Annotated in this window: 18 protein-coding genes; all 18 read right to left on the bottom strand. The window is 42.8% G+C overall.

Going from position 1 to position 20,520, the window contains the following annotated elements:
* Positions 1-15: 15 nt before the first annotated feature.
* Genes Q0688_RS07990 through pseB form a run of 18 tightly spaced genes read right to left on the bottom strand, consistent with a single transcriptional unit; the run spans position 16 to position 20,470 of the window.
* Positions 16-1,065 carry a polysialyltransferase family glycosyltransferase gene (locus Q0688_RS07990; protein WP_299074828.1) on the bottom strand — a complete coding sequence of 350 codons (1,050 nt, stop codon included), beginning with the start codon at positions 1,063-1,065 and terminating at the stop codon, positions 16-18.
* 33 nt (positions 1,066-1,098) lie between these two features.
* Positions 1,099-2,016: a LicD family protein gene (locus Q0688_RS07995; protein WP_299074829.1), complete on the bottom strand. Its 918-nt coding sequence runs from the start codon at positions 2,014-2,016 to the stop codon at positions 1,099-1,101.
* Positions 2,016-3,095: an iron-containing alcohol dehydrogenase gene (locus Q0688_RS08000; RefSeq protein ID WP_299074830.1), complete on the bottom strand. Its 1,080-nt coding sequence runs from the start codon at positions 3,093-3,095 to the stop codon at positions 2,016-2,018. Before Q0688_RS08000 ends, Q0688_RS07995 begins: the two co-directional genes overlap by 1 nt.
* Complete coding sequence (gene aepY / locus Q0688_RS08005; protein ID WP_299074831.1) at positions 3,095-4,219, bottom strand: phosphonopyruvate decarboxylase; 1,125 nt, start codon at positions 4,217-4,219, stop codon at positions 3,095-3,097. The genes Q0688_RS08000 and aepY overlap by 1 nt, the downstream gene beginning before the upstream one ends.
* On the bottom strand, positions 4,219-5,520 hold the full coding sequence (gene aepX, locus Q0688_RS08010) for a phosphoenolpyruvate mutase (RefSeq protein ID WP_299074832.1): 1,302 nt from the start codon (positions 5,518-5,520) through the stop codon (positions 4,219-4,221). Before aepX ends, aepY begins: the two co-directional genes overlap by 1 nt.
* A 51-nt stretch (positions 5,521-5,571) precedes the next feature.
* A complete protein-coding gene (locus Q0688_RS08015; protein WP_299074833.1) occupies positions 5,572-6,789 on the bottom strand; it encodes an acyl-CoA reductase in 1,218 nt (405 codons plus the stop codon).
* Positions 6,773-7,828 carry an acyl-protein synthetase gene (locus Q0688_RS08020; protein ID WP_299074834.1) on the bottom strand — a complete coding sequence of 352 codons (1,056 nt, stop codon included), beginning with the start codon at positions 7,826-7,828 and terminating at the stop codon, positions 6,773-6,775. Before Q0688_RS08020 ends, Q0688_RS08015 begins: the two co-directional genes overlap by 17 nt.
* Positions 7,829-7,846: 18 nt before the next feature.
* Entirely contained in the window at positions 7,847-11,413 is a 3,567-nt protein-coding gene (locus Q0688_RS08025; RefSeq protein WP_299074835.1) for a 6-hydroxymethylpterin diphosphokinase MptE-like protein, read from the bottom strand.
* Positions 11,414-11,449: 36 nt separating this feature from the next.
* Complete coding sequence (locus Q0688_RS08030) at positions 11,450-12,814, bottom strand: AMP-binding protein (RefSeq protein WP_299074836.1); 1,365 nt, start codon at positions 12,812-12,814, stop codon at positions 11,450-11,452.
* A gap of 39 nt (positions 12,815-12,853) precedes the next feature.
* A complete protein-coding gene (locus Q0688_RS08035) occupies positions 12,854-13,093 on the bottom strand; it encodes an acyl carrier protein (RefSeq protein ID WP_299074837.1) in 240 nt (79 codons plus the stop codon).
* A gap of 27 nt (positions 13,094-13,120) precedes the next feature.
* Positions 13,121-13,870 (bottom strand): SDR family NAD(P)-dependent oxidoreductase, encoded by a 750-nt coding sequence (locus Q0688_RS08040; protein ID WP_299074838.1) that lies wholly within the window; start codon positions 13,868-13,870, stop codon positions 13,121-13,123.
* A 15-nt stretch (positions 13,871-13,885) separates the two neighbouring features.
* Positions 13,886-14,440 (bottom strand): GNAT family N-acetyltransferase, encoded by a 555-nt coding sequence (locus tag Q0688_RS08045; protein WP_299074839.1) that lies wholly within the window; start codon positions 14,438-14,440, stop codon positions 13,886-13,888.
* Positions 14,441-14,481: 41 nt separating this feature from the next.
* On the bottom strand, positions 14,482-15,510 hold the full coding sequence (pseG, locus tag Q0688_RS08050) for a UDP-2,4-diacetamido-2,4,6-trideoxy-beta-L-altropyranose hydrolase (RefSeq protein WP_299074840.1): 1,029 nt from the start codon (positions 15,508-15,510) through the stop codon (positions 14,482-14,484).
* Positions 15,511-15,515: 5 nt separating this feature from the next.
* A complete protein-coding gene (gene pseI / locus Q0688_RS08055; protein WP_299074841.1) occupies positions 15,516-16,568 on the bottom strand; it encodes a pseudaminic acid synthase in 1,053 nt (350 codons plus the stop codon).
* Positions 16,561-17,619: a hypothetical protein gene (locus Q0688_RS08060; protein ID WP_299074842.1), complete on the bottom strand. Its 1,059-nt coding sequence runs from the start codon at positions 17,617-17,619 to the stop codon at positions 16,561-16,563. The genes pseI and Q0688_RS08060 overlap by 8 nt, the downstream gene beginning before the upstream one ends.
* A 2-nt stretch (positions 17,620-17,621) precedes the next feature.
* A complete protein-coding gene (gene pseF, locus Q0688_RS08065) occupies positions 17,622-18,314 on the bottom strand; it encodes a pseudaminic acid cytidylyltransferase (protein ID WP_299074843.1) in 693 nt (230 codons plus the stop codon).
* Positions 18,311-19,456, bottom strand: a complete 1,146-nt coding sequence (pseC, locus tag Q0688_RS08070; RefSeq protein WP_299074844.1) for a UDP-4-amino-4,6-dideoxy-N-acetyl-beta-L-altrosamine transaminase — start codon at positions 19,454-19,456, stop codon at positions 18,311-18,313. Before pseC ends, pseF begins: the two co-directional genes overlap by 4 nt.
* A gap of 12 nt (positions 19,457-19,468) precedes the next feature.
* Positions 19,469-20,470, bottom strand: coding sequence for a UDP-N-acetylglucosamine 4,6-dehydratase (inverting) (pseB, locus tag Q0688_RS08075; RefSeq protein WP_299074845.1), 1,002 nt, complete (start codon positions 20,468-20,470; stop codon positions 19,469-19,471).
* Positions 20,471-20,520 lie beyond the last annotated feature (50 nt).

Here is a 20,520-nt window from a genome sequence, read left to right on the forward strand (position 1 = left end):
TTCGATTGTGCTTATTTAATGTCCTAACGGCTCAATTACCGTCATTCTTAACTTATAATGTTGATAAACTAAATCAATAATACTAGGCATACTTAAATAACTACTCCTAGACATACTGGATTTGTTGTCGGCGTAGAGTCGTTCAAAATCTAGTTTATGGGCATTAACTTGGATCCCATTTTGAAACTTTGCCACATACCACAATGCTGCTGAATAGAAGCTACTTACTATTGCAGGAGGTCGTGCGATACTTAATAGATACTTCTCTACAGTCATATCCGTTTCTACCAAACTCACTTTACAGCAACGTTGAATTTCGGCGACATTGGCCTTTTCTTCTCTTGGGTGGGCAAGATAGAGGATCTCCATCCCAGAGTACGAGTGGCTAATAGCGCTCATTTCCTCAATGTATGCCTGCTTTGAAAGATAGCCGTCATTAACCATTGGTTGCCCCAAAAACACCACTTGGTTTTGATTAACCCCTTGGTGATTATGCAAAATTTGTGTCATGGGATTTTGAAAGACCCTAAATTGATCACAAGATTCAAAGTCGAACGCCGTAAACAAATTATATTTTACAAGCTTCTCATTAAGCAGCCCGTATTTTTCTTTAACTTTTTCAATTTGTTGCTGCCTAGTAGCAGAAGAACTCTTACTGATATCAAAATAACGTCCCTTATCTTTAATATGTTGCACACTAGGAATAATACCTGCACCATCATCCATCAAAAAAGTATTTGGATTTTGAAGTGCATTGACAAGATCTACAAAAATATAAAGTCGTGAATCAGAGAAAAAAACGCTATCGAAAAATTGGTGTTTCAACCACGGAATATGTTGAGCGTAACTCTGGGTACTGGCTTCAATATCGGCGTCTAAACGCAACGAATATAAGACTCGACTGCATGAAGGGATGCTTAGTCGGATCATCGTTTCCCATTTTTCATTGTGTTTACTTATTACAACCAAAAACGTACTTTTTTTAATAGAAAAACTGCGGATAGCCTCAATAGCATTTAAAACATGCAAAGGACTTTGGATCAGAAACAACGCGGAATTATTCACTTGGGATCACAAGGCCTGATATAACTTTATGTGTCATTCTGTGCCCAACAATTCTTGAGCGGTAAACCCAGCGGCCTGAATATCGGCAAATTCAACTTGCTGCAGATTATCATAGTCACTCAATTGAATATCTTTCTTAGGCGTAATCCAGTCACCATACTGATATGACAAATACTCACGATGCTGATGAGGTACTTGTATTTGTTTTCCCTGCCACTGCATCATATCAACTTGTTCAAAATGGATAGAGGGTGCAGACCACATACCCAAACTCGGCATATGTTCCGACATACCGTTATTATTCTGGCGTAAGCAAAGTGAAGTTGTGAATTGACTTAATCTATTGAGCTGGTCATCAAATGTCAGCAAAAAACCCACTTTTTGATTGATTTTATTCACTACTTTTTCTACTTTCCAGTTAGCTAATTGTTTATTTGTTCGGACAAACTCGCTCAATAAAAGCTCAACATTCTTGGCATACTCCACAGGGGCTGAAAAATCAATATCGTCATCCCAGGGGATTATATCCCCATCTCTAGTCAGGCCAAGCAAAGTACCAAAATCAACCACTAAAGGCAGCTTCCTGATGACAGCTAACTCGGACAACTCACCTATGATAGTCCGTCCAAGCTGTAAACTGGCCAAATTTGCAAATGGTTGTATTTTTTTAAACAAATTTTTCTGAGGTAGCAGCACTTTCTCTGGGGGGATCTGACAGTTATCCAATAACTGACGTTGCACATCTAAGGCCCATTGAGTTGATATCACGATTTCATCAAAATCAAAATTTTCGATGCTAGACGGCGGGTATATGTGTAGGCCTGCCAATTGCTTACCATGCTTAGCCTTATCATTATCAATAAACCCAATAAACTCTCGCTGAGCCTGAGTATTATGGATAAAGGTTATTGCACCAGCTCCTGCTCCAAAGAGTAAAGTTTTAATCTTCATTAGTTCTCTCTTGTTGCTTGGGTCAAAACTCTGCTCAGCATGGTCTGATCTAGTTCCAACATAAAATTACCTGCCCTAGATGGGTCCAATTGTTGGCCGAGAATATCAATCAAATCAGTATCACCAATATATCCAGCCAGTTGCCTACTCAACTGCAAGGCCCCTAACATCATAGCCACATTATCGGCCAATTCAGCTGATAAGTTTAATTTCTCATGGCCAACTTCTTGCAAAATAGCCGCTAAGGTAAAACTACAAGCCAAACCATGAGGCACCCCGTAACCGGCAGTTAAGGGATATGAAATGGCATGTGCTAGTGCCGTTCGTGTCTGACAAATGGCTAATCCAGCCATAGTGGCGGCACGTTGTAATGCCTGGCGTGCAGGTAAATTATCTGCTTGATTTAACACTAAGGGCAATGCCTGACAAATCGCTTCTATAGCCGCAATAGCAATTGCCACGCTATACAATGTACGATTCTTATTCCATAACGATTCTAAGGCATGAGATAAAGCATCTAGTGCGGGATACAAGGTTTCTTGCCTAGGTAAAGATAGCGTCAAATGAGCATCTAATATCACCCGATTAGCGGTTATGCCTAAGAGGGAATACTTTTTAATTGTGGTGCTATCCCAAACGGTAGCAAAGGGCGTCACCTCAGCCCCTGTACCTGCGGTCGTTGGGATAGCAATCAAGTTAACATGATTTACAGGTTCGCCATCGTTCAATAGTTGCAACAGGCTCATCTGTGGCTGTGAGAGCATGGCACACAGCACCTTAGCGCTATCTATCACACTGCCACCGCCTAAGGCCACAATGTTTCGAATGTGACTGGCTTTAAACTGTTGACCAAGTCCTTGTAAATCCTGCAGCTCTGGATTGGGTTTAACCTGATCACATAACAGCACGCTTTTAGGCCTTAGACTGTCTCGAACTCTCTGGCTTATACCCCGTTTAGTAAAACCTTCACTAGTGACTAATAAAGTGTTTCCCTGAACCATTAACTTAGATATTTCTACAGCAAAATTTTGTGTTTCAATGATCCCGTACTGCAGCTTTATCTGTTGCCAATCCTGCATTATGCACTACCAACATGCTGCATAAAGGCCCGCTTATTTTCAATGGGTGAACTGCTCGGCCGCCCCAGATCATCCCGTGAACCTATGGCTATTTTCACCTCTAGTAGCACAGGGCCATCGGTGGCAATAACCTCGGACCACTTATTCTTAAGGGATGCCTCATCGTCAACGCACCAGTATTCTTGATAACCACTGGCAAGAGCCATTTGTCCAATATTAATTTGACCAGCCACAGTAGGCTGACCACCAACAGATTCATGACTTTGATTATTGAGCACAATATGCACTAAGTTCGATGGGCCATGACTGCCAATGATAGGCAATGCGCCTAAATGCATCAACATCGAGCCATCACCGTCAATCGCTATAACTCGTCTATCGGCTCTCGCTAGCGCTACGCCCATTGCTATGGATGATGTATGCCCCATGCCACCCACAGTTAAAAAGTCACTCGCGGCTTGCCCACGCGATTGCCGGATTTCAAACACCTCACGAGAGGTTTTACCTGTTGTAGACACCACCACATCTTGCGGGTCAAATAAGTCTAACAATAAGGTTAAAGCATGTTCTCGTTGTAACTGACTGTTACTCAGGCTTTTATGCTGAGTTTTATAAGGCGAGAAGCAATCCTTGCGTACTAACAAGGCTACTGGCCGGCTTTGTTCGGTCATGACCTTTAACAACTGCGGTAACACTTGATTTAAGTCAGATTGACTGTTCAGCACCACGTAAGGAATATCCAAAATCGCCAATTGCTGCTCTGACACTTGACCTTGTTTAATATGCTGAGGTTCATCTTTGACACCGGGCTCTCCACGCCACCCCACCACTAATAGCATAGGAATACTGTACACTTGTGGATCAGTCAATGAAGTCAGTGGATTGATGGTATTGCCTAAACCGGAGTTTTGCATATACACCATGGCCGCCTTGCCACCTCCAAGATAATGCCCCGTCGCCAATGCAATGGCATTGCCTTCATTGGCTGTGATGATGTGCTTTTCAGTAGCAAAATTATCATCAATATAAGCACACAAATTCTTTAATAAGGAATCCGGCACACCACAGAAAAAGCTGATCCCCTGCGCCTGCAAAATATCGCAAAAATGCTGCGGCTGGATCACTATTTCCCTCCCGGTATTAATTCGAGAATTTGTTTGATTGGCATCATTTGCTGATCCACTTCGGCCGAGCGACCATGTTGCAATATAGATTGCGCGGTATTGACCATCGCAGGGTAGGCACTACGCAATAATTGATTCGCGTAGATCACGACATTAACGCCTTTATCCCTAAGTTGCGATTCATAAACCGAATTATAGCTGGATGGCACGGCAACTAAGGTTTTCTTATTCTCTAACTGACTATATCGCTCACAAAACTCAAAAATTTCATCTGATGACTTTTCACGACTGTGGATCATAATGCCATCGGCACCGGCTTCGATAAACGCTTTGGCTCGTTCTAAGGCATGCTCTATACCTTGCCCCAAAATTAAACTTTCTATTCGAGCAATAATCATAAAGTCATCGGTAGCCTGTGCCGCCTTTCCGGCCTGAATTTTCAGGCTGAAGTTTTCGATACTGTCCTGAGTTTGTGCAACATCGGTACCAAATAACGAATTCTTCTTTAGGCCAGTTTTATCTTCAATAATCACCGCTGAAACACCCAACCTTTCTAAGGTTTTAACGGTGAATACAAAGTGCTCGGTTTTTCCACCCGTATCACCATCATAAATAATAGGTTTGGTGGTCACTTCTAACACCTCGTTTAACGTACTCATACGCGACGATACATCTACCGCTTCAATATCTGGTTTACCCTTAGCTGTAGAGTCTGTCAAACTGCTGCCCCACATACCGTCAAATTCTTGAATACCTTGCGGGGTTTCTACTCGAGTATTTTCAATAATAAGTCCGGACAAGGCATTATGAATATCCAAAAAACGGACCAAAGGCTTGGCAGCCAGCAGACGCTTTAAAGATCTAAGTCTGACTTGCGGCGTAGTACCAATTTCTTTCATCGCCTGATGTAGTTGAGTCGAAGATATGCCTTGGGTATAGGAAACTTCAACCAACTCCCCTCCCCACTGGGCTAGGCAATCAATCACCTTCTGCCGAGTTTTCTGTTGCACCCCTTCTCGCCAATCATCACCATGAACCACATAATCTGGCTTTAATTGCTTCAAATTTGTGCTGTAATCCAAGGTCGTCTGTGCAATGACACTCTCAACACCTTTGATGCTTTCAATGACTTGCTTACGTTGCTCAAAATCCATAAATGGCACACGTTTATAACTGGCAATCGCCTGATCGGTTAATAAGCCAACAGTAACACGGCCCAATTTGGCCGCTTTTTTTAATATATTTAGGTGTCCCGGATGTACCAAATCGGCACTCATTCCCACATAAACTTCGTTTGTCATTATGTTTAAGTCCCAATTTATTTATAATGTTAACTATTTAAAATAGCTGAACTAATCGATAATTAATTCACTTTTTGTTTGTAGGCTAGTGAAGGTATTGCACAAGTTAACCCCATCCCAAATATGACTGAACTCCAGTGCTTTTCCCAATGCCACAGTGCGTTTCAATTTATTCCGTTCAATCCCATTTTGGATTGAAGTCAAATCATGTTTATCCATACCAAAGTGGCATAGGCTTTGTAATTTATCGGCAAAAGGCACGTTTTCTAAAGTACCCAACTGACTGACCAACAATAAGCCATGGCCGTTATGTTGCTCTAGTTGCGACGCTTCCAGCTTATCTATTGCTACTACTCGAACCCCATTAAGCGAAAGTGTACCTTGGACCTGACATTCGGTGGTCATCACCATTCGTTGCATGCTAATAATTTGTTCAACTTGATCGGCCAATTCAAACTGTTGCTTGCTCTTGGCCAACTGCAGGGCAAATCGCTGATAGAAAGTTTGCTGCAGGGATAAATCGGTTTGCCACCAACACAATGCCTTAGGGGATGAACAAGCCTGCTGACCGAAAGGTGTAAGATCATTAACTAACGCCACTGCAATCGCATCAAGATCATCCTGCTGATTTATTTTTAGCAACGCAATAGAATAGCGGTCGGGAAAGACTTGGTCGTTGTTATGTGGCGCACTTTTCTGAATCGCTTGTATGGCCTTATCGCCGCCCCAGATCACCCGTAGATCGCACCATTGAGTTAACGCTTGAGTCACGTCTTGCTGCTCAGCGGGGTATTCCACTATCGAGATTAAGCGATGTAAAATGGAGCTAGGATGAGCGGCCAAAAACACCTTTAACAGTTCGATAAGCAAATAAGTGACCTCACCGCTGCGACTACTAATCCTGACAATATTTTGATTGCCAGCAAGTGCTGACAACAACATCGAATAGAAAAACACCGTATCCACGTTAGCTGGCGCGATATGGAACACTTTGGCGGCAGCATCACTCACGGGCTTGGTATGGGCAGAAGATTGTTGGTGGATATGCGTTAAATTTGCCGCCCTAAACCAAAACCCCAAGGCGATAATTTCAGGGTATCGTTTGGCTTTACTGGAAGATAAAATAAATTGTGACAAGGCAATCACTTGTTCAATCAGTTCTTTTGACCAAGGTTTAAGCGCGGGTACCCCATGCTGACCAGAGTCATCATCGGCTATATGCCACTTAAGCCCTGTCAATATAGGATTGAGCTTAGCTGAAGGTGTCACTACAGCCCCTCACTTCCGCTTTGGGCACACGCCCATGCACCTTAAAATATTTACCTAATCGACCACAGGGACAATTATCTTCGCCCAGTATTTCGCCCAAATCTTCGGTCAGTAGGCAGTGCCCCGGATAACTGCGGGCCAAGATAGAATTCACTTGGATCAAGCCCACCTGATTATGTGGGCATAGGCTTAAATCGGCAGGATCTCGAATTAATACATCTGACCAAATTGGACAGTGCAGATGGCCTTGTTCACATTCCATATAAATAGTGCCAGTTTGCTCTACCATGCCGTAATAATCATGGACACTCACCTGACCTAGTTGCTGACAAATAGCCTGTTTAAACACCGCATTAGACACGGCCTGGTCTTGCAACTTCTTCCAACCGCCACCGTGAATCAAGGTTCCATCACGGCAATTAAACTGAATATTGGCTGCGGCCAAAGCTTGGATAAACTGTTGCCACACCATAAAAGTAAAGCCAAATATAAGTATGGGTTGCTCGGCATATTGGCTAAAAAAAGCCTCAACCACCGGCAAATTCAGCTGCATGTTTTCATCAAGGGCATAAGTATGATCTCGACCAAAAAATGATAAACCTTGCAGACCCGCCGCCCTTGCTGTCATGGCGTTAGATTTTTTAACCGTTGTCGGTGAATCGATTAACAACATGGGACGGCGCGCCTTACCCAGCCAGTCTTGCAAAATTTTGACTAATACTTGGCTTTGTAATTGGGCGGTGGCTTTATCGAGAAAAATTTTTGAAGGCTGCCCATTTGTCCCTGAAGAATATAAGGTTTTAAACACCTCACGCTCAGCAATACTTTTAAGCTCTAATTCTTTAAACAATCGCACACTTAAAGGAGGGATATCTTCAATACTCAATATTTCTTGATGAGTGAATTGTTTTAATAAATTAGCATAAGGCGAACAATGTTTGGCATGTAGCTCGGTTAAAGCAAGCAACTCTGACCTAAGAAATATCTTTTTTTTCTCAGCACAAAAGCTATAAGCTGATCCGTCTGTAACGATATTCACGCCATAGCCTTTATATACTTATTCATTTTTAAATATCTCTAGATAACTCTTTGCCTTAGCAAGACTTAATTCACTGCCTATTAATGAGGCAATCTTAATCGTCCCCTTTACACGTTTACCGCGATTACCCAATGAATCAACAAGTATATTTCGCCAATCCTGTTCTTTCCTAGGTATGACAAGATAGGTTGAATATTCAATATACTCCTCAACTTCACCAACAATGTCAGTTAATTTATTCCAATAAAATTGATGTCTCGAAGGCAGATTACCAACAAAATTTAATTTAGGAATAAAATAAGCCACTTTGTCCATATCATTAATATGCCTCACCAAAAAGGTCGACATATGGTCCTCGAAAAGGTAGGGTTTTTCTCCTTGAAAAAAAGCCTCATCATCAACTCCAACTATAAGGTTATCTAAAAGGCAAACTTGACTGATTAAAGCCAATTTTTTATTTTGAATAAGTTCATATAGCGCTTGATTATCTTGCCCTAAAATCATTACCTTTAATTGATCATGCCAGTTTATTTGGCCATCCAATAATTGTTGAACAGCATCATGTCCATTATTAAAAAGTGCAATCGTTGATGGCATTTCTTTACACGCATCTAAAGGTAAACAATTAGACTGATTGGGCAGCCACCAGCTAATCCACCTTTCAAAGTTATTATGCTTTTTTCCTGTACAAGTATATCCCAACTCGTAAGACACTAATTTTTCAGCAATAAAAACCTTTTCGCGACCAAGGGCTAAAGAAACTGAAAAATCCAAGGTTTCAGGAGAATGAATATAATCATCATAAATAACTTTAAGGGTGTCCTGCCACTTTTCCCGCGCCAAATTAAATTGCTCTAGGCTTTGCTGTTCATCAGCCGAAGAAGATAGCAACTTGCTAAACACCGCGTTGGCATAATTTACAGTGCCATACAGCAGATAAAAAAGTAAGGATTTGCCTTCCTGATAAGAGGCAAACAGCATGGACTTTTGACTCTCTATCATCCCTTCCGCCTGTTCAATATTGGTTATCTCTTGGGCAGAACGTTTAATAAACATGCTCAGTTCAATATCTAGGCGTTCGGGCTTGAATTTAGCGTTGAACCTTTTTTGATAATCATGATTTTGGTTAGCCTGGTTAAAGGCTTGCCGTTTAATTGCCTCTATGGCTAAAGATTTTTCTTGGGGCTCAGTGGTGATCAAAACATTGTCAAACACCAGTGGAATACTACCTTCGATTCTTGCGCCATCACTACAATTAAAACATTCGGCCTTAGAGGCTGCGAGTGACTGCTCAAATATGGCCTTAGACACCTTAAATTCATGTTTGGTAAAAACTGTCTTTCGAAAATTACCAGGCACTTGTATTGATGTATTATTTTTGGCGGAATAGTCATACATCTCCTTGCCATCTTCTTGGTAATAACCCGACTGTTTTGAGTGATGTTTTTTATTGTCGACAAAACCTAAATCGATCCCCATTAAATAAAGCTGATTAAAACCCATACTGGAGATAACATTTATCACAAAATTAGACACAGTGGGAAAAGCAAACTTAAGAGTTTCAAATTGCTTCTCATCAAGTATTTTTAACGCTGAGGTAGTAGAGGACTCTCCTTCTTTAAAGGCCACAAAAACATCTTTAAATAACTCACAGGTATCGGGGTGGATCCCGTTACAAGATAATAGGCTAATTTGTTTTAAATAATCGAAATCCCCCACTCGGCAACACCAATCAAAAGTCGCCCGGTTCTGTTCAATTTCTGCATGAAAGTCTGGGCGAATTCCATTCTTATATAATACTTGCAACGAAGTGCCGCAGGAGATCACTATAGCCTGGTTCTGCCATTCCTTAATGGTTTCAATAGATGCGTCTAAGGATGGTCCATTGCCCACCATAAACACCGGCACCTGCTTATTAGCATAACTCAGTTGCTTGTATGGCTTAGCCGTTAATAATGGATAATTTCGCGTTATCCCTAAGGTAGTATGAGCAATGCCATAGCGCGCATGATCATAATATTCCCCCATAGCAATCACGATCTGCAGCTGTTCTCGTAATTGCGCTACGGCTTGAACTAACGCAGAATTAAAGTAGCTTTGATAAAAATAAGTATTGGCCAACATATAAGGGCCGATGGCATAAAACTGGTTAAGTAAATCTCGAAATAAATGGCTGCCGTCATCACCAATATTTATATAAATTCGACCACCACTTTCATCGACACGTTGCAAAATATTAGCCCAGTCGATGGCAAACAAAGAGGCATAGAAAAAGTCGCGATTTGGCTCACACAAAAACAATTTTTCTACCTGATGTTCAGCAAAAAGCGTTTCAATTTGATAGCCCATCCCAATGCCAAACATGATCAAAGACTTAATCTTTTCAGGCAACTGCCCTTGAGCTTCCTCCAATTCATTTAATAATTTTTCGGTTTGACTCACAAAACGGTAGTGGGTGTAATGTTGTAGCTTTGTGCCTTGGTAACCGAGCACTAAGCCATCTTTATTGGGCTGCTGGGAAAAAGTCTCAAAATTCCATTGGCATTCTTGTTGTGGGTCGTCACCATGCCAAGGCGTCATTGAATCCATTTTTAGAACATTAACTTGCCCCTGAGCATTTTTAACGGGTAACCAACTGTGCGGCTGATATTCTTTAAACTCTTGATAAATAGCAGGAAAATACTGTTCAAAGGCAGCTAAATTTGCTTGCAGCCGGGTATCTGTTCTCGGCTCAACATCGCTCAAACCTTCAATATCTACAGACGGTGTCCAATGTGGCAGGTAGTCGTTAGACGATTGCTGCATATTGTATCTTAACCCATCTTGATTGAGCTGTTTCCAACTTCGCGTAAGCTGGGCTTGGTGTATGGAGTCAAACACAGGGTGATGGTAATGTTGATATAAAAAGATCCCATCAACTTTTACCTGCTCACGCAACTCATTAATATCACTCAACAAGTTGCGACCATCTTTGTTAAGCTGAAGATAGATTAACGTACCTTTTTGTTTAGCTTGAGCCAACACCTCTGCCCAGTCAGTCACTAACACCGAACATTGAAAATACTGCACTTCGGGCTCATAGATCACTAAATGCTTTATCTTATGTTCATTAATTAAGCGTTTGATATGCTCGCCCATCGCCAAGCCGAGCACCACTAAAACATCCAGCTCAGTAGGCAAAGCTGATGTTGCCATTTTATTCTGGTATGCAGGCAACTTCGCGAGTTTGGGTTGCTCTTGAGAGGGCAGAGAAGACGAGTCTAATTGGCCGGCATTAAAGTCAATATAATGGCAGTGAAGACTCTGTTGAATATACTGTTGTTCAATTTCTTGTTCAGGGTGCATACCATAAAAAGTTCGTCCAACACCGTAATCGACCATATTATACTGGCCAAACTTGTTAACAAATATGGAAATATTCTGACTTTTGATATGCTCGATATAGGGCAGTACCGATGGAATATGAAAACGAAACGCCCGCAAGTTATTCTGATATCGAGATTGAATATCAACCGACACACTTTGTTCGATTTGTTCTTGTTTGGTTTCATCTTGATCTAGATGCAAACGGATATTTTTTAACATAAAGCTAGATCTTTTCCTTAGGCATTATTGCTTTTCTTATTCTGGCTGATGAAACCATGCCTGTAACTTAGCATAATCACGTTTATTGTTAGTGGTTAAATCAATTTTGTGTATCTGGCGCAGGTCAATGCAACTGAAATGCAAAGATAACTCGCGACTAAGTTGTTGTTGTAGTTTATCAAGTGCCAATGGAACGGTTTTTGGTGCCACTATGGCTATTTGTAATTTATTATCACTGCCAACGGCCGCCGCCTCAAGCTCTTTATCGGCCAATAGCGCTTCGACTTCATCTAAATTAATCCGCTGACCGAAGGGTTTAATCATCCGATTTTTACGCCCGCAGATAAAATAATCACCTTGGTTATCCCGATAGGCCAAGTCGCCGGTGTTCAATTCTGAACTGGGGGAAAAACTGACTAAATCGTCAATATGATTGGCATATCCCAACATCACATTAGGGCCAGAATAAACCAACTCCCCCCTTTGCTTAGCTTGGCTAATCAGTTTGCCCTGCGTATCCAATAGCTGAAAATTACCACCGGCAATAGGCCGGCCAATAGCCTCTGGCTTACTTGCCACATTGCCGTTATAAGCCATACGAGCAGTGGCTTCGGTTTGGCCATACATCACAAAAAATTGGCTACCATTGTGCTCGGCAAAGTCACTCAGTAGTTGGACTTTCTCCGACGCTAGCTTACCGCCCGCTTGGGTAAAATAACGCAAGCTCGGCAAGTTTTTTTGATTAAATCGAAGACGCAATAGCATCTCATAGCTGTAAGGCACACCGGCAAAACTATTGATCTGGTGTTGCTCAAAGCTATCCCAAAACCCACGACTGATTAAGCTATGATCATTGAGTACGATAGTCGCGCCACACAACAAATGGCTATTAATGACCGACAAGCCATAAGAATATGCAGGTGACAGAGTGGTCATTGTTTTATCGCTGGCTTTTATGGGTAAATACTGGCAAATAGAATCAGCGTTGGCCTGTAAATTGGCTTTTGATAAACACACTTGTTTGGGCGAGCCGGTCGAACCTGAGGTAGATAACAACAGTGCCAAACGATCATCAACAGCATGTTGATGAGTATTTAGTTGTTGGATATGACCCGCTTCAATCAACAAATTTGGTTGATATAAACTTTTCAACCGATTTAAGTGCTCGTCACTGATTTGTTTATCGGCCAGTAAAATTGGATGACCCAACTTTAAACAGGCTAAATAAGCCACCAGACTGGCAATATCGTTACCGCCTTTTAATATGACCAGTGCAGGGAAAGTGGGTAACTGGGCGCTAAATTCCTCAACCCGTGCCTGCAATTGAGCATAGCTGAGTATCTGTTGCCCTTCGATCAGCGCAATCTCACTGCTGAATCGGGCCAAGTCTTGAAAAAACATTGCTATACCCAAATTTCGCGACAAAAATTCTGCGACAAATTAGTCAAACTTAACATCATATTTAGCCAAAATTTCACGGGCTTTAGCTACCGAACTCAGATCAATAATATCGTCAGTATCGAGCATGACATCAAACTGATTTTCTAGCTCTGCAATCAAGATCATATGCGCGGTGGAATCCCATTGCGGAATACTGTTATAGGCCAGTTCGTCATTGATTTTCCCAATTTCGACTCCTAAACCGGTCACAAAAACCTGAAACAACTTGTCTGAATTCATTGTGCTTTTCCTTTAAAATATTTATAACTAAATTAACATGCCACCATCAACACCAATCACTTGGCCGGTAACATAAGCAGACAGATCCGAGGCTAGATACAAGGCGGTATTGGCCACATCTTTGGCTTCGCCCATGCGCTCCATGGCAATACTGTCGATCCGCTGTTGGGTGATATCTGCTGATAAATGTGAGGTCATATCGGTATTAATAAAGCCAGGGGCGATGGCATTGACGCGAATTTGTTTGGCGGCTAGCTCTTTGGCCAAAGATAATGTAATGCCAATCACTGCCGCTTTACTGCCGGCGTAAACAGCTTGCCCTGCATTGCCCACTTTACCGATAATTGAAGCCAAATTAATGATACTTCCGCCCCCTGCCCGCTGCATCAAGCGGCTGGCATATTGACTGGTGTACAAGATGCTAAAACTATTGGTGGCAAAGGTGGACTCAATCTGTGTTTGATTGACCATGCCGAGTAATGCATCATCCAACACACCGGCATTATTCACCAGCACATCCAACGACTTATTTAACTTAAATATTTGATTAAAAGCCTGTTTGACACTGTGTGGGTCAGACACATCGGCCACAAAAGCATGGCATTGCGCTGAAAACTGTTGGCTTAAATCATCACACAGGCTATCTAATGTCTGTTGACTCTGGCCTAGTAAATAGAGTGTTGCACCATGCTGGGCAAACAATTGGGCGATGGCCAAGCCAATTCCCCTTGAGGCACCGGTGATCACTATGTGTTTATCTTGCAACATTTGCGTCATCTTATGACTACACCTTTAATATCGAATAAAGTGGGATATTTTATCCCGAGCCGGAATATATTGGTCGGCTGTCAGTACAAAATGCAGCAAACCCGCTTCGGCCTCCCCGACTTGAACATAACCACAGCTTTGATGAAACCGCAGCGATGCCCCGTTGTTATCAAAAATCTTCCCTTTTAATTGCTGACTGCCAAGCTGTTCAAACGCAAAGTCATTTAGCGCAAATGCGGCGCAGAAGGGCACAATATTATTTTTATATTTTTCGGTAAAAATATACATACCCGGTTCGGCAGTGCCCTTTTCACGGTCAATATTGGTCAGCGAAGCCACGCCTATTTTCTCATCCTTAAACATAATTAACCAATAAACCTGAGATGTATCACCTTGCAATCGCTTAAACCAAGCCTGCTGCATCTGTTGGGTAATATAAGATTGATCCAACATATGTTGGTTAATCTCCTGATCATTACGCCAGCCCCGTATTAATTCCAAATCGGCATCGGTTACAGGGCATAAGTGAATGCCATATTTTCGAAAATGTGGGGGCCAATCTGGTGTTAGTTCAGTCACTCTTTGATTCTCAACTTAAAAATTTCTCTCAACTTCAAAAATTAATCCCGCAACATCTCGCTGATTTTTTCCAGCACGCGACTCGCTCCTTGTGTATCGGCCAAGCGCTGGGCATGTTGATGCATTTTGTGTAATGCCGTTTCATTTTGCCATAAGTTGATGATGTGCTGGGCTAATAAGGCAAAGTTTGCTTGTTGACTAATATCCGCACTTTGACACCAGCCTTGTTCACTGGCGCGCTTTGTTGCCTGTTGCTGATTGGCTGCCACTACCAATAAAATGGCGGGGGTTGCACAAGCCAATAATTCGTATTGACTGCCCCCTGCGGCCGAGACAACCAGTCGGCTATAACTGAATATATCTGCTATCTGCTGGCAATCCACCAATAACTGAATACTTAAACCACTGCGTTGGATAAATGCCTGTAACTGGGGCAAATCTGCATAGCCGGCACCCACTATCACCCTAATAGGCATATTGGCCTGTTGCTCATCTAAGGCGTGAAGTAAGGGGAGCGTTATATTTTTAGGATCACTGCCGCCCATAATTAGCGTTAATGAATGGCGCTGCGGCCAAGCAATACAAGGCTGATGATAAAATTCCTGACGCAAAATACGATGGCGCTCACCGACACATAACAGCGCATTGGGCGCACACTTTGCGTAATAATCGGCTTGCAGCGGTTGCGCCCCATTGATAATCAAATCAGCATGCAAGTTTCCCGCAAGATTAGCATCATCGAATAGCACCAGTTTTTCACTGGCCTTGGCAAGCTGTTGCCGATAATGTTGATCAAACTGATAGCCATCGAGCACCACAAACTGGCTCTGAGCAAACCAGCATTGCTGCTGCATCCAGCTGATTTCATTTTGCTGGCTGATATCTTGTGGCAAGACTTTAACCTGACCGGCCCAATCGTGGCGGGATTGGCAAAAAGGCACGCTGTGACTTTTGAGCACAAAGATAACCTCAACCAATTCAGCCACTAAAGCTTGTGCCAGAGCCAAGCACCGCATTAAATGCCCAAGGCCGATTTCAGCGCTGGCATCGGTTCTGATCACCACTTGCATCTAGGCTATTCCACCCCATCCCAACTAAGTGGGGTGCCTTTAGTCATACTCTGCTTCGCGTGTTTGCCTTGCACTTTATCCCAATGTTTGGGGGCTAGGCCAAAGGCCGGACGGACAATTTTAAGGTTATGTGGCCCCAATTCATCACCAGCTTGAATATCTTGGCTGACGTAGATTGAACGGCGGTATTGTTTAGATTTTTCTTCTGCCGCACTGCCGCCATACACCACGCTGCCCATGGCCTGCCATGCCCTTTCAGTTTCACAGACCAACAATGTCAACTCATCAGGCTCAAGGGAAAACGCCGCATCCACTCCACCTGCGCTGCGATCCAGCACAAAGTGTTTTTCTATTACAGTGGCACCCAATGCTACCGCCGCAACCGATGCGCCAACACCGGCAGTATGATCCGATAACCCCACTTGGCAGCCAAAGGCATCGCGCAAGTGCGGAATGGTATTGAGATTAGTATTGCAGGGTAATGCCGGATAAGTGCTGGTGCATTTAAGTAAGATAATATCTTGGCAACCGGCCTGCTTAGCGCAACTTACTGCCTCTTCAATTTCACTTAAAGTTGCCATGCCAGTAGACATAATAAGCGGCTTACCTTGAGCGGCCGCCTTGCGAATAAGGGGTAAATCGGTTAGCTCGAAAGACGCAATTTTAAAACAAGGCACCTCGAGGTCGGCCAAAAAATCCACCGCATCTTCATCAAAAGGCGAACTAAAAGCCAACATGCCCAACTCTTTGGCGCGGTTAAATAGCTGCTGGTGCCATTCATAGGGTGTGGCCGCCTTTTGGTATAAAGCATGTAAAGACTCACCCCGCCAGAGGTTATCTTGCTCTTCGATTACAAAGCCTGGCTTATTAACATCTAGCGTCATGCTATCTGCGGTGTAGGTCTGCAGTTTTATGGCATCGACGCCGGCTTTTGCCGCCGCCTCGACCATCTTTATGGCTAAATCTAACTGTTGACTGTGGTTACCGCTAAGTTCGGCAATAATAAAAGGCTTATGTGTTTGGCCTATTTTTCGATCTGCTATTTTTATCTCATTCATCTTGTTGCTCCTCAAAATGAGCAAAAATAGACTCTATGCTTTCTACTAAATCTTCGGGTTTGTCGCAGTTACAGCTAAGTCCTTCTATTTTTTGGTTATTAACAGCATGTACCTCACAAGGCAGCACAGGATCAGTGGCAAATTCCGGCATAAATAAGGCGGGTTCACCCGCACCACTTACTAACAGAGTTGGGCATTGCACCGCTTGTGCATACCAGCGATATCCACTGGGTTTGCAAACCATTAAATCACTGGCTTTAAGCATTTTAAGTAAAGTGCGAATATCCCCTTTGGCTTCTTCTTCGAGCCATACAACAAAACCTTGCTGCTGTAATTGTCTTTTTAATTGCCCGCTGTAAGGGTAAAGGTAACCATCATCTGACTGGTCTAAGCATAGGCCTATCACTTTGTGAGTTTTTGCTTTTTTTGCTAAACGTTTATCGGCACCCACTGTAATAGTGTGCTGTAAGTTATCTGCAATCAGTCCACAGCATTTAGTTAAATAAAACTCTGGATATCCCCCTTCAACCTCAACATCATATTGCCACCAACGACTATGCCATTTATGCATATTGACAAAAGTGCTTGCCAAATAAGAGGACGCTGAATTAACGTATTCGGCTTGCAAGCTTTGAACTTGCACTTGTTGCAACAATTGTTCAACTGACATATTAATATAGTTGCCACTAACAGGCTCACCGGCATCAGCCAAAAAACGCGCCAAAAAGCATGGCATAAAGGCGGTATCCAAATTAATAATTTGGCTGTAGGCCTCGCCTATTATCTGTTCGGCTAGTCCCAAGAACGACTCTAAAGCTAAAAAAAAGTCATCGGGCCACTGGGCTTGAGTCACCTGATGAATAATCACCTTGGGCTCGGCCAATTTGATTAGTTCTGCCCCGTCGCCGAAAGTCAGGAAGTGGATTTCTGCATCAGGCTGGGTATCCTGAAAATAACGCAACACCGGCAAGCCGATAGCACAAACATCGCCGGACGCTAACATTCTGACAAGCAGTATTTTGTTGCTATTGGAGGCCTTTAATTCATTCACTTTTATTGCCCTTGAATGTAAGCTTTATACATTAATTCTGCTCGTTGCCAGTCTTCTGGTGTATCAATATCTTGCACTAAATGCCTGGGTAAAATAATCGGAATACTATGCTGCTGGAACATAGCTTTGCTTTGCAGAAAAGCCGAGCTGCGCCCCCAATAAAACTGCCCTGCATCGTGGTATGCCTCCTCAAGATCTTGAGAGCGTTTACCAATATGTTCAGGATACATTGGAACTACACCAGCATCAGCCCGTTTTAGCGCCCGTTGTACAGGAAAACCAAAGCTTGCCACCGAAAACGCGTACTGCTTGTGTTGTTGCGTTACTAAACTTTGCAGACCTTGTTTTAAATAGCCCGCAGTTAAAAACGGTGCCGTGGCGTAGATACAACAACAGAATTCGGGTTCAAAAAAATGCTCAACACAAAACTCCAGTGCATGTTTAGTCACTGGCCCCGTGCCCACGTAGTCATCAGACAAAGCAGTGGGTCTTAAAAAAGGCACCTCTGCGCCATAACTTTTTGCGATATCTGCGATTTGTTGACTATCCGTCGAGACAATTATTTTATCGAACACGTCACTTTCTATTGCAGCTTGAATGGAATAAGCGATAAGAGGCTTTCCGGCAAACAGTTTGCTGTTTTTACCCGGTATCCTTTTACTCCCTCCTCGAGCTGGGATTATCGCAAGATTCATTGCAATACCTTATGTAATACATCAATAACGGTGTTTTGCTGCGCATCTTCTAGGCTAGGAAAAAGAGGCAATGTGAGAGCGTTATGGTAGAACTGCTCAGAAATGGGAAAGTCACCTTGCTTAAAACCAAATTGTTGATAATAAGGCTGCAGGTGGATCGGAATATAATGCACATTCACCCCTACGCCTCGTGCCTGTAATTGCTCAAAAATGGTTTTGCGATCATGTTGCAGCACTTCAACCATGTATATATGCCAAGCACTATTTGAATCATCACTAAAAATAGGCAGTTTTAGGGGTAAATCTGCCAGCGCGTTTTGATAATTCAAGGCCAACTCTGTACGCCGAGCAATAAAACCGTCTAACTTAGTCAATTGCGATAGCCCCAAGGCGGCATGTAAATCACTAAGGCGATAATTGAAGCCCAGTGCAATTTGTTGGTAGTACCAAGGACCAGGACTTTCACAGGTCATTTGCTCAACATCACGGGTCACCCCATGTTTAGCCAGAAGTTTTACTTTAGTATCGTAAGTTTTACTGTTGGTGAGCACCGCTCCGCCTTCTGCGCTGGTAATGGATTTAACCGGATGAAAACTCAGCACCGACATATCAGAATATTGGCAACTTCCCACTTTTCGTTGCTGATAACTCCCTCCCAATGCATGGGCCGCATCCTCAATCAGTAATACTTGGTATTTCTGAGTTAAATTATGGATAGCTTGCATGTCACAGCTTAGTCCAGAAAAATGCACAACAATCAGCGCCTTAGGTAACGCGTTTGTTTTAGCTGCGACAACAAGTTTTTTCCCTAAGGCCTCCACATCAATGTTGCGGGTAGACGCATTAATGTCGACAAAATCGATTTTTGCACCGCAATAAAGGGCGCAATTAGCCGAAGCTACAAACGAATTTGGGACAGTCCAAACTAAGTCATATTGTTGCACGCCGCCCGCTAAACAAGCCAAATGTAAACCAGAAGTAGCACTGTTAACAGCCGTTGCATATTGGCACGAGGTATAGTCACATAGCGCTTGCTCAAACTTCGGGACAATCGCCCCTTGGGTCAAATTTTGATTGCGTAATACATCAACAACTGCATCGACATCTTGCTCATCTACAAGATGTTTTCCATATGGGATCATTTACAAGCAGGCCTAATAAAGAGTGTTATTATCAAGTGTCTTTAATTCGGCAACACTTAAAAATTGTGGATTGGTTCCAGAATGGTATTCGAACTTGTCGGCCACAGGTTGGCCTGTCTCTCCCAATTTATTCTGTAAATAGTTAACAGTTTTATCAAAAAACTTAATCGCAGGGGTGATTACGTAATGATCATTAAACTCAAGAGAATGATGGGCCATTTCTTCAGGTACCATCACTTCGTGAAGCTTTTCACCAGGGCGGATCCCAACTAAATCGTATTCTTTGCTGCCGCTGATGGACTCAACTAAATCTAGAATACGCACCGAAGGAATTTTAGGAACAAATATCTCCCCTCCTTGCATGCGTTGAAAATTTTTCACTACAAATTCAACACCTTCATCTAAGGTGATCCAAAAGCGCGTCATCTCTGGGTGAGTGACAGGCAATTTAGTGATGCCGTCTCGCAGTAATTGATGAAAAAAAGGAACAACCGAGCCTCTTGAACCGACCACATTGCCATAGCGCACCACGGCAAATCGAGGGCCTTTAGCGCCAGAGATATTATTAGCTGCCACAAACAATTTGTCAGAGGCAAGCTTTGTTGCACCATATAGATTAACCGGGTTGGCCGCTTTATCTGTAGATAAGGCAATCACTCGACTTACATCGGCAGCTATTGCCGCATCGATGACATTTTGGGCACCATTGATATTGGTTTTGATACACTCATTAGGGTTATATTCCGCTGCGGGCACTTGCTTTAATGCGGCGGCATGCACCACATAATCCACATCGCGCATGGCTGATATCATGCGCTCTTTGTCACGTACATCACCAATAAAAAATCGCATACAAGGTGCGTCAAATTGTTGCTGCATCTCAAATTGTTTCAGCTCATCACGAGAATAAATAATCACTTTTTTGGGGGAGTAGTTCTTGATTAAGTAGGCCGAAAAACGTTTACCAAAAGAACCTGTGCCGCCCGTTATTAGAATTGCTTTATTATCGAACATAAACGACCTTATTTTTATAGTATTGGCGTCAAATCATGGACTTAGTATCT

This window comes from uncultured Paraglaciecola sp. (genome assembly GCF_937123705.1).
Classification (GTDB): Bacteria; Pseudomonadota; Gammaproteobacteria; order Enterobacterales; family Alteromonadaceae; genus Paraglaciecola.